Source organism: Pseudomonas putida (genome assembly GCF_050989985.1).
GTDB lineage: Bacteria > Pseudomonadota > Gammaproteobacteria > Pseudomonadales > Pseudomonadaceae > Aquipseudomonas > Aquipseudomonas putida_AI.
The window spans coordinates 444281-458724 of record NZ_CP158815.1; the positions used below are offsets into that span (position 1 = coordinate 444281).

The 14444-nt window shown below is 60.2% G+C and carries 14 protein-coding genes; 8 read left to right on the plus strand and 6 right to left on the minus strand.

Going from position 1 to position 14444, the window contains the following annotated elements; translation table 11 throughout:
• The first annotated feature begins 21 nt into the window (after nt 1-21).
• From ABTV29_RS02125 to fdhA, 6 genes are all read left to right on the plus strand, one after another.
• Complete coding sequence (locus tag ABTV29_RS02125; RefSeq protein WP_003206307.1) at nt 22-1272, plus strand: sarcosine oxidase subunit beta; 1251 nt, start codon at nt 22-24, stop codon at nt 1270-1272.
• Between the two features lie 14 nt (nt 1273-1286).
• Nucleotides 1287-1616 carry a sarcosine oxidase subunit delta gene (locus ABTV29_RS02130; protein ID WP_007980417.1) on the plus strand — a complete coding sequence of 110 codons (330 nt, stop codon included), beginning with the start codon at nt 1287-1289 and terminating at the stop codon, nt 1614-1616.
• Entirely contained in the window at nt 1613-4630 is a 3018-nt protein-coding gene (locus ABTV29_RS02135; RefSeq protein ID WP_433768652.1) for a sarcosine oxidase subunit alpha, read from the plus strand. Before ABTV29_RS02130 ends, ABTV29_RS02135 begins: the two co-directional genes overlap by 4 nt.
• 156 nt (nt 4631-4786) lie before the next feature.
• Nucleotides 4787-5419, plus strand: coding sequence for a sarcosine oxidase subunit gamma (locus ABTV29_RS02140; protein ID WP_433768653.1), 633 nt, complete (start codon nt 4787-4789; stop codon nt 5417-5419).
• Between the two features lie 147 nt (nt 5420-5566).
• Entirely contained in the window at nt 5567-6424 is an 858-nt protein-coding gene (gene purU, locus ABTV29_RS02145) for a formyltetrahydrofolate deformylase (protein WP_433768654.1), read from the plus strand.
• Nucleotides 6425-6628: 204 nt separating this feature from the next.
• Nucleotides 6629-7828, plus strand: a complete 1200-nt coding sequence (fdhA, locus tag ABTV29_RS02150; RefSeq protein WP_433768655.1) for a formaldehyde dehydrogenase, glutathione-independent — start codon at nt 6629-6631, stop codon at nt 7826-7828.
• A 47-nt stretch (nt 7829-7875) separates the two neighbouring features.
• Here the strand turns inward: fdhA and ABTV29_RS02155 are convergent, their stop codons facing one another.
• From ABTV29_RS02155 to ABTV29_RS02170, 4 genes are all read right to left on the minus strand, one after another.
• Nucleotides 7876-8904: an RHS repeat-associated core domain-containing protein gene (locus ABTV29_RS02155; RefSeq protein WP_433768656.1), complete on the minus strand. Its 1029-nt coding sequence runs from the start codon at nt 8902-8904 to the stop codon at nt 7876-7878.
• An 85-nt stretch (nt 8905-8989) separates the two neighbouring features.
• Nucleotides 8990-9664, minus strand: coding sequence for an anti-sigma factor (locus tag ABTV29_RS02160; RefSeq protein ID WP_433768658.1), 675 nt, complete (start codon nt 9662-9664; stop codon nt 8990-8992).
• The gene (locus ABTV29_RS02165) at nt 9661-10284 is read right to left on the minus strand and encodes a sigma-70 family RNA polymerase sigma factor (RefSeq protein WP_433768659.1); all 624 of its coding nucleotides are present in this window, start codon (nt 10282-10284) and stop codon (nt 9661-9663) included. Before ABTV29_RS02165 ends, ABTV29_RS02160 begins: the two co-directional genes overlap by 4 nt.
• A 55-nt stretch (nt 10285-10339) precedes the next feature.
• Nucleotides 10340-10933 carry a fasciclin domain-containing protein gene (locus tag ABTV29_RS02170; RefSeq protein ID WP_433768660.1) on the minus strand — a complete coding sequence of 198 codons (594 nt, stop codon included), beginning with the start codon at nt 10931-10933 and terminating at the stop codon, nt 10340-10342.
• Nucleotides 10934-11246: 313 nt separating this feature from the next.
• On the opposite strand from ABTV29_RS02170, the gene ABTV29_RS02175 reads away from it, so the two are divergent.
• Entirely contained in the window at nt 11247-11813 is a 567-nt protein-coding gene (locus ABTV29_RS02175) for a DUF2780 domain-containing protein (protein WP_433768661.1), read from the plus strand.
• On the opposite strand, the gene ABTV29_RS02180 is transcribed toward ABTV29_RS02175, so the two are convergent.
• Nucleotides 11814-12701, minus strand: a complete 888-nt coding sequence (locus ABTV29_RS02180; RefSeq protein WP_433768662.1) for an acyltransferase — start codon at nt 12699-12701, stop codon at nt 11814-11816.
• A 272-nt stretch (nt 12702-12973) separates the two neighbouring features.
• Between ABTV29_RS02180 and ABTV29_RS02185 the strand changes: the two genes are divergently transcribed.
• Nucleotides 12974-13477 carry an ATP-dependent zinc protease family protein gene (locus tag ABTV29_RS02185; protein ID WP_433768663.1) on the plus strand — a complete coding sequence of 168 codons (504 nt, stop codon included), beginning with the start codon at nt 12974-12976 and terminating at the stop codon, nt 13475-13477.
• 101 nt (nt 13478-13578) lie between these two features.
• On the opposite strand, the gene ABTV29_RS02190 is transcribed toward ABTV29_RS02185, so the two are convergent.
• Nucleotides 13579-14436 carry an RHS repeat-associated core domain-containing protein gene (locus tag ABTV29_RS02190; RefSeq protein WP_433768664.1) on the minus strand — a complete coding sequence of 286 codons (858 nt, stop codon included), beginning with the start codon at nt 14434-14436 and terminating at the stop codon, nt 13579-13581.
• Nucleotides 14437-14444 lie beyond the last annotated feature (8 nt).

Below are 14444 nucleotides of genomic sequence, written 5' to 3' on the forward strand. Positions count from 1 at the left end.
GCGGTTTTGGAGTAAATGACTATGCAACGCTACTCAGGCTTCGGCCTCTTCAAACACTCCCTCAGCCACCATGAAAACTGGCAGCGGATGTGGCGCACACCGACCCCTAAAAAGGTCTACGACGTGGTCATCGTCGGCGGTGGCGGGCACGGTCTGGCGACCGCCTACTACCTGGCCAAGGAGCACGGCATCACCAACGTGGCCGTGGTCGAAAAGGGCTGGCTGGGCGGCGGTAACACCGCGCGCAACACCACCATCGTTCGCTCCAACTACCTGTGGGACGAGTCGGCGCACCTGTACGAACACGCGATGAAACTGTGGGAAGGCCTGTCCCAGGACCTGAACTACAACGTGATGTTCTCCCAGCGCGGCGTCTACAACCTGTGCCACACCCTGCAGGACATCCGTGATTCCGAGCGTCGGGTCAGCGCCAACCGCCTCAACGGCGTGGACGGCGAACTGCTCAATGCCAAGCAGGTTGCGGACGAGATTCCGTACCTGGACTGCTCCAAGAACACCCGTTATCCGGTGATGGGCGCCACCGTCCAGCGTCGCGGCGGCGTGGCCCGTCACGATGCCGTGGCCTGGGGCTTTGCTCGTGCCGCCGATGCCTTGGGCGTGGACCTGATCCAGCAGACCGAAGTGATCGGCTTCCGCAAGGAAAACGGCGTGTGCATCGGTGTCGAAACCAACAAGGGCTTCATCGGCGCCAAGCGCGTCGGCGTGGTCACCGCCGGTAACTCCGGGCACATGGCCAAGCTGGCCGGTTTCCGTCTGCCGATCGAATCCCACCCGCTGCAAGCGCTGGTGTCCGAGCCGATCAAACCGATCATCGACAGCGTGATCATGTCCAACGCCGTACACGGTTACATCAGCCAGTCCGACAAGGGCGACCTGGTAATCGGCGCCGGTATCGACGGCTACAACGGCTACGGCCAGCGTGGTTCGTACCCGGTGATCGAGCACACCATCCAGGCCATCGTCGAGATGTTCCCGGTCCTGTCGCGCGTACGCATGAACCGTCAGTGGGGCGGCATCGTCGACACCACCCCGGACGCGTGCCCGATCATTTCGAAAACTCCGGTACCGAACATGTTCTTCAACTGCGGTTGGGGCACCGGTGGCTTCAAGGCAACACCTGGCTCGGGCAACGTGTTTGCCGCGAGCCTGGCCAAGGGTGAAATGCACCCGTTGGCCGCACCTTTCTCCATCGACCGTTTCCACAACGGTGCGTTGATCGATGAACACGGCGCTGCTGCGGTTGCCCACTAACAGGAGAAATCCCCATGTTGCATATCTTCTGTCCTCACTGCGGCGAACTGCGCTCCGAAGAGGAATTCCACGCATCCGGCCAGGCGCACATCCCGCGTCCACTGGACCCGAACAGCTGCACCGACGAGGAGTGGGGCGACTACATGTTCTTCCGCGATAACCCTCGCGGCCTGCACCACGAGCTGTGGGACCACGTTGCCGGTTGCCGTCAGTACTTCAACGTCACCCGCGACACCGTGACCTACGAGATTCTCGAAACCTACAAGATCGGCACCAAGCCACAATTCACCGACAAGACCGATAGCCCGAAAGCGGCCAGCACGGCTCTGGGAGAGAAGGTATGAGCCAGATCAATCGCCTGTCCAACGGCGGACGGATCGACCGCAACAAAGTTCTCAGCTTCACCTTCAACGGCCAGAGCTACAAAGGCTTCGAAGGCGACTCGCTGGCCGCTGCACTGCTGGCCAACGGCGTCGACATCATCGGTCGCAGCTTCAAGTACTCCCGTCCGCGCGGCATCTTCGCCGCCGGTGCAGAAGAGCCGAACGCGGTGCTGCAGATCGGCGCCACCGAAGCCACGCAAATCCCGAACGTACGTGCCACGCAACAAGCGCTGTACCAGGGCCTGGTCGCCACCAGCACCAACGGCTGGCCGAGCGTGAACAACGACATGATGGGGATTCTCGGTAAGGTCGGCGGCAAGCTGATGCCACCGGGCTTCTACTACAAAACCTTCATGTACCCGCAATCGTTCTGGATGACCTACGAGAAGTACATTCGTAAGGCCGCAGGTCTTGGCCGTTCGCCGACCGAGAACGATCCGGACACCTACGACTACATGAACCAGCACTGCGACGTGCTGATCGTCGGCGCCGGCCCTGCCGGCCTAGCAGCTGCACTGGCCGCTGCGCGCAGCGGTGCCCGTGTGATCCTCGCCGATGAGCAGGAAGAGTTCGGCGGCAGCCTGCTCGACTCCCGCGAGAGCCTCGACGGCAAACCTGCCATGGAGTGGGTTGCCAGCGTCATCGCCGAGCTGAAGAACACCCCGGACGTGCTGCTGTTGCCGCGCGCCACGGTCAACGGCTACCACGACCATAACTTCCTGACCATTCACGAGCGCCTGACCGATCACCTCGGCGACCGCGCACCGATTGGCCAGGTGCGTCAGCGCATCCACCGCGTGCGTGCCAAGCGTGTGGTGCTGGCGACCGGCGCTCACGAGCGTCCACTGGTCTACGGCAACAACGACGTGCCGGGCAACATGCTCGCCGGCGCTGTTTCGACCTACGTTCGCCGCTATGGCGTGGCACCGGGCAAGAAGCTGGTGCTGTCGACCAACAACGATCACGCCTACCGCGTGGCCCTGGATTGGCTCGATGCCAGCCTGCAAGTGGTGGCCATCGCCGACGCCCGCAGCAACCCTCGCGGTGCGCTGGTGGAAGAAGCGCGCGCCAAGGGCATTCGTATCCTCACCGGCAGCGCCGTGATCGAGGCCCGTGGCAGCAAGCACGTCACCGCTGCCCGCGTTGCCGCGATCGATGTGAAAGGCCACAAGGTCACAAGCCCAGGCGAATGGCTCGAGTGCGACATCATCGCCAGCTCCGGCGGCTACAGCCCGGTGGTTCACCTGGCTTCGCACCTGGGTGGCAAGCCGATCTGGCGTGAAGACATCCTCGGTTTCGTACCGGGCGAAGCACCGCAGAAACGCGTGTGCGTCGGTGGCATCAACGGCGTCTACGGCCTTGGCGATTCCCTGGCCGATGGTTTTGAAGGCGGCGTGCGCGCAGCCAGCGAAGCCGGTTTCGGTGCGGTCGAAGCGACCTTGCCCAAAGCCCTGGCCCGTCTGGAAGAGCCGACCCTGGCGCTGTTCCAGGTGCCCCATGAAAAGAACACCGCACGGGCGCCGAAGCAATTCGTCGACCTGCAAAACGACGTCACCGCCGCCGCCATCGAACTGGCGACCCGCGAGGGCTTCGAGTCGGTCGAACACGTCAAGCGCTACACCGCGCTGGGCTTCGGTACCGATCAGGGCAAGCTGGGTAACGTCAACGGCCTGGCCATTGCCGCCCGTTCGCTGAACGTGACCATCCCGCAGATGGGCACCACCATGTTCCGTCCGAACTACACGCCGATTACCTTCGGCGCCGTGGCCGGCCGTCACTGTGGGCACATCTTCGAACCAGTGCGCTACACCGCCCTGCATCAATGGCACCTGAAAAACGGCGCCGAGTTCGAAGACGTCGGCCAGTGGAAACGTCCGTGGTACTTCCCGAAATCCGGTGAAGACATGCACGCCGCGGTCAAGCGCGAATGCAAGGCAGTGCGCGACAGCGTCGGCCTGCTGGACGCCTCGACCCTGGGCAAGATCGACATCCAGGGCCCGGATGCGCGCGAGTTCCTCAACCGCGTGTACACCAACGCCTGGACCAAGCTCGACGTGGGCAAGGCGCGTTACGGCCTGATGTGCAAAGAAGACGGCATGGTGTTCGACGACGGCGTGACTGCATGCCTGGCCGACAACCATTTCGTCATGACCACCACCACCGGTGGCGCGGCCCGCGTACTGCAATGGCTGGAGCTGTACCACCAGACCGAATGGCCGGACATGAAGGTGTACTTCACTTCCGTGACGGATCACTGGGCAACCATGACCCTGTCCGGGCCGAACAGCCGCAAGCTGCTCAGCGAAGTCACCGACATCGACCTGAGTAACGAAGCCTTCCCGTTCATGACCTGGAAGGAAGGCGAGGTTGGCGGCGTGCCGGCGCGGGTGTTCCGGATCTCGTTTACCGGTGAGCTGTCGTACGAAGTCAACGTGCAGGCCGACTATGCGATGGGCGTGCTGGAAAAAATCGTCGACGCCGGCAAGAAGTACAACCTGACGCCGTATGGCACCGAAACCATGCACGTGCTGCGGGCCGAGAAGGGCTTCATCATCGTCGGCCAGGACACTGACAGTTCGATGACCCCGGACGACCTGAACATGGGCTGGTGTGTCGGTCGCACCAAACCGTTCTCGTGGATCGGCTGGCGTGGCATGAACCGCGAAGACTGCGTGCGTGATCAGCGCAAGCAGCTGGTGGGCCTCAAGCCGATCGACCCGAATGTATGGCTGCCGGAAGGTGCGCAACTGGTGTTCAACACCAAGCAGGCGATCCCGATGACCATGGTCGGTCACGTGACCTCCAGCTACCTGCACAACTCCCTGGGCTATTCGTTTGCCATGGGCGTGGTCAAGGGCGGCCTGAACCGCATGGGTGAGCGTGTGTTTGCGCCACTGGCGGACGGCAGCGTGATCGAGGCGGAAATCGTTTCTTCGGTGTTCTTCGATCCGAAGGGCGAGCGCCAGAACGTTTAATGGCCTTGGATCCTGTGGTGAGCCTGCTGCCGCTTTCGCGAGCAGGCTCGCTCCCACAGGAGATCGGGTAACCCTTGTAGGAGCGAGCCTGCTCGCGATGGCGGCGGGGCTGCCACCACAAGGGCCGGAACCAACAGAATTCAGAACAGGTGCTTTATGACCGCAGCCAATGTTTACCAACAACGCCCAACCAACGGCGCCAAGGCCGAGTCGTCGCTGCATCACGCCGACCTCGCCAGCCTGGTGGGCAAGGGTCGCAAGAGCGCCGGCGTGACCGTGCGCGAGAAAAAACTCCTCGGCCACCTGACCATCCGTGGCGATGGCCATGACGCCGCGTTCGCCGCCGGCGTGCACAAGGCGCTGGGCATCGAATTGCCAAGCGCACTGACCGTGATCGTCAAGGGTGAAACCAGCCTGCAATGGATGGGCCCGGACGAGTGGCTGCTGATCGTCCCGACCGGCGAAGAATTCGCCGCCGAGAAAAAACTGCGCGAAGCGCTGGGCGACCTGCACATCCAGATCGTCAACGTCAGCGGTGGCCAGCAGATCCTCGAACTGAGCGGCCCGAACGTGCGCCAGGTACTGATGAAGTCCACCAGCTACGACGTGCACCCCAACAACTTCCCGGTGGGCAAGGCCGTCGGCACGGTGTTCGCCAAGTCGCAACTGATGATCCGCCACACCGCCGAAGACACCTGGGAACTGCTGATCCGTCGCAGCTTCTCGGATTACTGGTGGTTGTGGCTGCAGGATGCTTCGGCTGAGTACGGCCTTAGCGTTCAGGCATAAAGCTGATCGTTCCCACGCTCTGCGTGGGAATGCATCCCGGGACGCTCTGCGTCCCTAAAAAGAGGCGCTCCGCGTCCCAAGAGCGGACGCAGAGCGTCCATGGCGGCGTTCCCACGCAGAGCGTGGGAACGATCAGAGGAAAACACTATGAGCCGCGCCCCAGACACATGGATCCTGACCGCCGACTGCCCCAGCGTACTCGGCACCGTGGACGCGGTGACCCGCTTTCTGTTCGAGCAGGGCTGCTACGTCACCGAACACCACTCCTTCGACGATCGGCTCTCGGGCCGTTTCTTCATTCGTGTGGAGTTTCGCCAGCCTGACGGCTTCGACGAGCAGTCATTCCGCGCAGGCCTGGCCGAGCGCGGCGAAGCCTTCGGCATGGTCTTCGAGCTGACCCCGCCGCACTATCGGCCGAAAGTGGTGATCATGGTGTCCAAGGCCGATCACTGCCTCAACGACTTGCTCTATCGCCAGCGCATCGGCCAGTTGTCGATGGACGTGGCAGCGGTGGTGTCCAACCACCCGGACCTCAAGCCGCTGGCCGATTGGCACCAGATTCCCTACTACCACTTCCCCCTGGACCCGAACGACAAACCGTCCCAGGAGCGCCAGGTGTTGCAGGTGATCGAAGAGGCCGGCGCCGAACTGGTGATCCTTGCCCGCTACATGCAGGTTCTGTCGCCGGAGCTGTGCCGCAAACTCGATGGCAAGGCCATCAATATCCACCACTCCCTGCTGCCGGGTTTCAAAGGCGCCAAGCCTTACCACCAGGCCTACAACAAGGGCGTGAAACTGGTCGGTGCGACGGCGCATTACATCAACAACGACCTCGACGAAGGGCCGATCATTGCCCAGGGCGTCGAGGTGGTGGATCACAGTCATTACCCCGAAGACCTGATCGCCAAGGGGCGGGATATCGAAGGCCTGACCCTGGCGCGGGCCGTGGGTTATCACATTGAGAGAAGGGTGTTCCTGAACGCCAATCGTACGGTCGTTCTCTAGATCGCCATCGCGGGCAAGCCCGCTCCCACAGGGGGCGGGATGAACACAAAATTTGTGAACGACACAAAACCTGTGGGAGCTGGCTTGCCAGCGATGAGGCCCTTACAGGCAACACAAGACAAGAAACAGCATCTGTACCCGAGCACTTAACGCGCTGCCTGCCTGGGCAACGCGGATCCATAAAAACAACAGCGAGGTGAAAGCATGTCTGGCAATCGTGGTGTGGTGTATCTCGGCGCTGGCAAGGTCGAAGTACAGAAAATCGACTATCCGAAAATGCAGGACCCGCGCGGCAGAAAGATTGAGCACGCGGTCATTCTGCGCGTGGTTTCCACCAACATCTGTGGTTCCGACCAGCACATGGTGCGCGGCCGTACCACCGCTCAAACCGGTCTGGTCCTGGGCCACGAGATCACCGGTGAAGTGATCGAGAAAGGCCGCGACGTCGAAAATCTACAGATCGGCGACCTGGTTTCCGTACCGTTCAACGTGGCTTGCGGGCGCTGCCGTTCCTGCAAGGAAATGCACACCGGCGTGTGCCTGAGCGTTAACCCGGCACGTCCGGGCGGCGCCTACGGCTATGTCGACATGGGTGATTGGACCGGTGGCCAGGCTGAATACGCCATGGTGCCGTACGCCGACTTCAACCTGCTGAAACTGCCTGATCGCGATCGCGCGATGGAAAAAATCCGCGACCTGACCTGCCTCTCCGACATCCTGCCGACCGGTTACCACGGCGCTGTGACTGCGGGCGTTGGCCCAGGCAGCACCGTGTACATCGCCGGTGCCGGCCCGGTCGGCCTGGCGGCTGCCGCTTCCGCTCGCCTGCTGGGCGCGGCAGTGGTAATCGTCGGTGACGTCAACACCGTGCGCCTGGCCCACGCCAAGGCCCAGGGCTTCGAAGTCGCCGACCTGTCCCTCGACACCCCGCTGCACGAGCAAATCGCCGCGCTGCTGGGTGAACCGGAAGTGGATTGCGCCATCGACGCCGTAGGCTTCGAAGCCCGCGGCCACGGTCACGACGGCGTGAAACACGAAGCCCCGGCCACCGTACTCAACTCGCTGATGGGCGTGGTACGGGTTGCCGGCAAAATCGGTATCCCTGGCCTCTACGTCACTGAAGACCCGGGCGCCGTGGACGCCGCCGCGAAAATGGGCAGCCTGAGCATCCGTTTCGGCCTGGGCTGGGCCAAATCCCACAGCTTCCACACCGGCCAGACCCCGGTGATGAAGTACAACCGCCAACTGATGCAGGCGATCATGTGGGATCGCATCAACATTGCCGAAGTGGTGGGCGTGCAGGTGATTAGCCTGGATCAGGCGCCGGAAGGTTACGGCGAGTTCGATGCGGGCGTGCCGAAGAAGTTTGTGATTGATCCGCATAAGTTGTTTAGTGCGGCGTAAGGGGGCAAGCAAGGAAAAGGGCGACTTAGTGTCGCCCTTTTTACATATCAGGCTTCTCGGATTTCAATGTTCAATTTTTCATGGATGTTATTTCTTGAATCTCTGGGTCGTGGGCGAGGAGAGGCAGGGCTTGGGTTTGTTCCAATGTTCAAAGAACGTTGATTTAACACGTCGATGGCGATCTCGGTAAGTTCTGAGTAATTCGTGTTTGTTGAAATTTGAAGCGAGTCTCCAAACCGCTCTATCACTCTTCGGTGACTTGCGATTATCTCTCGGCTGGCCGATGTATTACGACCAGGCTTGTGCGGCGGTGTAGGGGGGGAAGGGGAATAAGAAGGGGGCGGGCTTGCTGCGTCGTCGATATTTTTAGGTTGGCGATTTTTTCCGAATTGCGTACGCGAGAACATTGGGCCTACATTAAATTCTTCCGTTTTTCTATAGCTACCTTTAAGCCAATCTGCTGTTGCAGGCTTGGTGCTTTTCCTTGCAATCGTCTGTGATGACTTCCAGAACTTCAATTTCTGAAGTGAAAAAACAAATGCATGACCGGTGCGGTCGTTTCTATTTATCGGGTCTCCCCCACAATACGCATAGGTATTCAACCCACCATCCCCAAACGGACTCCAACTGTCCGGGCAGTTAAACCGCATCAACACTGGATTGAATGGTCGATGATGCCCATTCCCCAACAAATACCACCCCGTCACTGGATCCGCTCGTTCGCCGTTGAACCCGAGCAGGCTGAGCAAGCGGCCTCCAGTAAGGCAGTGACCATAGGGCATGTAGACGAAAGCATGGGGCTGCTTGGCGTCGAGCAAGGTCAGCACCGAACGCTGTTGATCGGTGGCGAGCAAGGATGTTTGCGCCGCCGCGCTGCCTTGGCGCTGTTGCTGCGCGAGCAGTTGATCGCCGTGCTGCATGATCGAATGCTGCACCGTGCCTTGAATCTCGGTGGCAAGGCGGTCTCTCAGGTAAAAGCGCTGGGTGCTTGCCTGCCCCGAAGTTTCGTATGCAACCAGTCGATCCAGTGGGTCATACCGATAGCTGCGGAGCAGATTCATGCTTTGACGTAGCATTGGCCGGACTCCCGGATAACTCCATCGATTCAGAAGTTACTCTGGCGCAATCAGCCGAAACTGCCTACTAGCAGAACTGATAGGGTCACAACGCCGCCAATGCACCTTGATAAAGAACCGGCCCCGTCGGCTGCCCGGTCGGCGAGCCACCCTTGGGTTCAAGGCTGACCGCCAGCGCAATCGGTTTGCCGATCAGCGCTTTCTGCGTATCGCTCAGTTCAACCTTGCCTTTGCCTCCCACCGGAATCACGCCGAGGGAAATGGGTTTGCCGCCCACTGGAATCGCCCACAGTTCCAGGCTCTGTCCCGGCTCGATGGCTGCCAATGTCAGCGGCTCGATTTGCAGGTAATTCTCGTGGGCCTGAACCCGCAACGCCGGCTGCGCGTCGGCGCTGATCAGGGTGGCGCTGTAGCGGGCGGTGTCGCGGTTGTAGATCACGCCCAGGGTCACGGCGATTACCACCGAGCACACTGCGACTGTCACGCGCAGCCAGTTCCAGAACGGGCGCTTGCGCGGCACATGCAGTTCCTGCGGCTCGATGCGTGCCGTAATGCCTTGCCAGACCCGCTCCGGCACGGGTTGCTCGGGGAGCGCATCGGTCAGGCTCGCGAGGCTTTCCTGCCATTGCGCCAGTTCCACACGCAGCGCGGCGTCCTCCAGCAACAGCTGTTCGAAACGTCGGCGCGCAGAAGGGGGCATCAGCCCGATGGCGTAGTCGGCGGCGAGGGTGCGGCGCAGGGTCGGGGTTTGATAGTTCATGATTCAAGGCACCTGCGCAGGCGCTCCATGCCGCGGCGGATCCAGGACTTCACTGAACCCAAGGGCGCCGCCAAGTATTCGGCAAGTTCAGCGCACGACAGTCCCTGAAAGTACGCGACTGTGATCGACTGGCGCTGCATGCCTTCAAGGCTGTCCAGGCAACGGTTCAAGGCGCTGGCTTCGCGGGCGCTGCTCAATTGGTCGTGCGCCGAGGGGCTTTCATCCACCAGCGCCTGTTCTTCAAGATCGCCCAGCGGCCGGTCGCGGTGTTTGCGCAACTGGTCGATGGCTTGATGGCGGGTGATGTTGATCATCCAGGTCAAGGGCGCCGACAGGTGCGCTTCATAGCGCGAGGCGTTGTTCCAGATGCGCACGAAGCTTTCCTGCAGCACTTCTTCGGCAAGGTCCGCGCGCCCCATGAAGCGCAGGGCCACACCATGCAAGCGCGGGCCGACGCTTCGATAAAGCGTCTCGAAAGCGCGGCGGTCGCCCAGCGAGCACTGGGCCAGGAGCTGCCGCAGCTGATCGGCGTCGGCGATGGGAGTCACGGTTCTCCAGGCACACGAGGCGGGTTGTGTGAGGGCTGAGGTTAGTTCACGGCGCAGGGTTGTTCCATTCACGGTCAGGCACCCCGGCAAACCCGCCGACCCCGATGCACGGGGTCGGCGGCGCGGTTCAGCTCTTTGGCATCAGCACTTTGTCGATGACCTGTATCACGCCGTTGGACTGGTACACGTCATAGGTGGTGATGTCGGCGACGTCACCTTTTTCATCTTTGATGGTGATGTTGTGCGGGCCGTTCATCATCGCCCACAGCTTGCCGCCGGCGACGGTGGTGAGTTCGGCCTTGCCGCCACCGGCCTTGATCTTCTCGGCCAGGGTCGTCATGTCGAGTTTGCCGGCGACTACGTGGTAGGTGAGGATTTTGCTCAGGGTGGCCTTGTTTTCCGGTTTCAGCAGCGTATCGACGGTGCCGGCGGGGAGGGCGGTGAAGGCTGAGTTGACCGGTGCGAACACGGTGAACGGGCCTTTGCCCTTGAGGGTATCGACCAGCCCGGCGGCTTTCACGGCGGCGACCAGGGTGGTGTGGTCGGCGGAGTTGACCGCGTTATCGACGATATCCTTGCTCGGCAGCATGGCCTGGCCACCGACTGTCACGTTGTCGTGGCTCATGGTGGCTGCTTGCGCGGTGTTCAAGGCGAATGCGCCGCCAAGGGCCAGGGTCAGCAGGCTGGCAATCAGCGGGGTTTTGATCGAAGTGCGTTTCATGGGGGTGATCCTCGGGTGGGGAATCGGCCAGGAGTGTCTGTCCGTGATTGATATACGTGCGTGGGGGCGGACTGGATGCAGCGTCCGGAAATTATTTCTGTGTCTGATCCCTGACCCTTGTAGGAGCGAGCCTGCTCGCGATGGACGTAAGGCCAACACGTTGATTCAGGTAGTACGCGTTATCGTTGGCCACCATCGCGAGCAAGCTCGCTCCTACAGGGGATGGGTGGTTGGGAACAATGTTCGGGCATGCCAGTCCAACGCACAGTTTTTCGCCGCCCATTTCCGGGCGGTTTTCATTGAGGGTGTCTGGATGAAGTTTTCCCGCGGTTTTGCACTGGCATCGCTCATGACCCTGGCGGCCAGCCCGGTCTTTGCCCAGTTCAGCCTGAGCGATGCGGCCAATGCCATTTCCGGCATGAAAGGCGAGAACGCAGCCACGCAGGCTGCGCCGACTTCGGAGACCGCAGACCTGCTGGGCGCGCTTAGCCAGTTGAACGTGACGCCGCAACAAGCCATCGGCGGTGCCGGGGCGATGCTCGGCTTGGCGAAGAACCAGCTGAGTTCGACCGACTACTCGGAGCTGGCCAAAAGCGTGCCGGGCCTCGACATTTTGTCCGGTGGCGGAGAGCTTGGCGCCCTCGCCGGGTTACTCGGGGCCACCGGTCAGGCGGCCGGGCTGAATAACGCATTGGGCAACGTCAAGGACACCGACGATTTGAACAATGCCTTCAGCACCCTGGGCATGGACACCGGCATGGTTGGCCTGTTTGCCCCGGTGATCCTGCAATACCTAGGGCAACAGGGCGTCACTGGTTCGCTGCTGCAGAGCCTGGGCGGCATCTGGGGCACCGGCTCTGCAATTGCCACCGGCAGTTGATCAGCGGCTTTCGGCGCGCAATGCGTCGATGCGCCGGTCCTTCTCGGTCCAGAGCTGATTGACCCAGTTCTGGACCGTTTCACGAAACGCCGGATCGTTTTCGTAATCGCCCTGCCACAGGGCCGGGTCGAGTTCGCGGGTGTGGATGTCGATGATGATCCTCGGCACGTTGCCGCTGAGCAAATCCCAGAACCCCGGGATCTTCTGCTGCGGATACACCACCGTCACGTCGAGGATGGCATCGAGCTGTTCGCCCATCGCCGCCAGCACGAACGCTACGCCGCCGGCCTTGGGCTTGAGCAAATGGGTAAAGGGTGACTGCTGCTGAAGCCGTTTGGCCTCGGTGAAGCGGGTGCCCTCCAGATAGTTGACCACGGTCACCGGCTGGCGCTTGAACAGTTCGCAAGCCTGCTTGGTGATTTCCAGGTCCTTGCCCGCCAGTTCCGGATGTTTGGCCAGAAACGCCTTGCTGTAGCGCTTCATGAACGGGTAATCCAGCGCCCACCACGCCAGGCCCAGGAACGGTACCCAGATCAGTTCTTTCTTGAGGAAGAATTTGAAGAATGGCGTGCGCCGGTTGAGTGTCTGGATCAGCGCCGGGATATCGACCCAGGATTGGTGGTTGCTGATCACCAGATACGAGGTGTCGCGACGCAGGTCGTCACCGCCACGAATGTCCCATTGGGTGGGGATGCACAGGCGGAAGATCAGCTTGTCGATTTCCGACCAAGTCTCGGCGATCCACATCACCGCCCATGAGGCGTAATCGCGCAAACGGCCGGGCAGGACCAGTTTGAGCAGGGCGAATACCATCAACGGCCCGATCAGGGTCAGGGTGTTGAGCAGAAGCAGCAGGGTCACGAAACTGCCGGTGAGCAGGCGGCGCATAGGAAACTCTTGGAAACGTTTAGGCGCGCCATGATAAGTGGCTTCGGGCGGCAGGCCAAATCGGGGGTGACGAATGTTTCACCTTCGGATCGTTAATCTTCTGGTATCGATCGTTCCCACGCTCTGCGTGGGAATGCCTCAACGGACGCTCTGCGTTCGGCTTCTGATGGGACGCGGAGCGTCCCTGGCTGCATTCCCACGCAGAGCGTGGGAACGATCTATTCAACAACAGTCTAAAATTGCGCTGCCCATCTCCCAAGGATCCCGACCAAGTGAAATCCCTCCTCGCACTGCTGTCCCTCATCGCCCTGCCGGTCATGGCCGCCGAGCCCACCCTCTACGGGCGCTACGAATACATCGCCCTGCCGGAAATCGGCGGTGAAGTGCTCAAGGCCAAGATGGACACCGGCGCCCTGACGGCGTCGCTCTCGGCCAAGGACATCGAAACCTTCACCCGCGATGGCGAAGACTGGGTGCGTTTCCGCCTGGCGACCAAGGACGCGAGCAACAAGGTCTACGAACACAAGATTGCGCGGATCAGCAAGATCAAGACGCGTTCCGAGGAGGACGAGGACGAAGAAGTGGCGGCGCCGACCAAGCGGCCGGTGGTTGATCTGGAGCTGTGCCTGGGGGACGTCAAGCGCACGGTTGAGGTGAATTTGACCGATCGCAGTAGCTTCAATTATCCGCTGTTGATTGGGGCGAAGGCGTTGCGTGAGTTTGGGGCGGCGGTGAATCCGGCGAGAAGGTTTACGGCTGACAAACCCGATTGCTGATTACCGGTTTGATTCCAATTCGTCGGGCCTTTTGTGGGTACTCGATTCTTATATTCCCAATGAGAGAGTTTTCCGTTCGGCTCTCTCTCACTCAGCGTGAATTATTCTCCTCTGATCTTGATCGCAGCCTCCACAAAATCTTTCGCATTGAAGCCTCCGGTTTGACTTGCTCCATCTATGCGAAGTGTTAACAAGTATGAAGTGGAGCGTTCTAATTCTTTGGTATTGTTTAGTTGGTTTAGCTTTAAAATTCTTAAGTCGTATTCGCTCAGCTGGGCGTAGTAGGGGTTTTTTGGGTTTAACAGTTCGTGGTTTATGTTTCTGTTATTTAAAAGTGTTCTGAGGTGCGAGTCAGCATTGTGTAGGTATTGGAGAGTATCTTCTCCAGTGGCGATCGGGTTTAAATGAATGGGTTTGTTTTGTCTGGAAAGGGCGCTAGCAACAACCGCCTCGGGGGTAGTGTTTTTCGCATTGGCAAGTATTTTAACTTTGTCCTTTCCTCCGAAAAGTGCCGTGGTGTGATTGAGTGCATCTGATAAATGAATTTTTCTGAGATTTGCATCTTTCATGAGTAAATAAGTATTTAGAAATACGTCATCAAACAGTTTGGCTGCTATAAGATAATGTCCCGTTGGGTCTTTCTGGTTGATAGGGTTCCCCGCGCAATACGTATAGGCATTCAAGCCCCCTTTCCCGAACGGACTCCAACTATCCGGGCTATTAAACCGCATCAACACCGGATTGAACTGTCGATACCCTTTCCCCAAATGATAATGCCCGGTCAGCGGGTCGGGTAGTTCGCCGCTGAACCTAAGCTGGCTGAGCGAGCCATTATCCCGTGGGTGATGACCATAGGGGGTGTAGGTGGTGGGCTCAAATCGATTTGCGTCAATGGCCTTAAACACTGAGCTCTGTAGGTCGGTTGCCAGCAGAATTGTTTTGCGTGAACGCGTAGACATTAACTGAA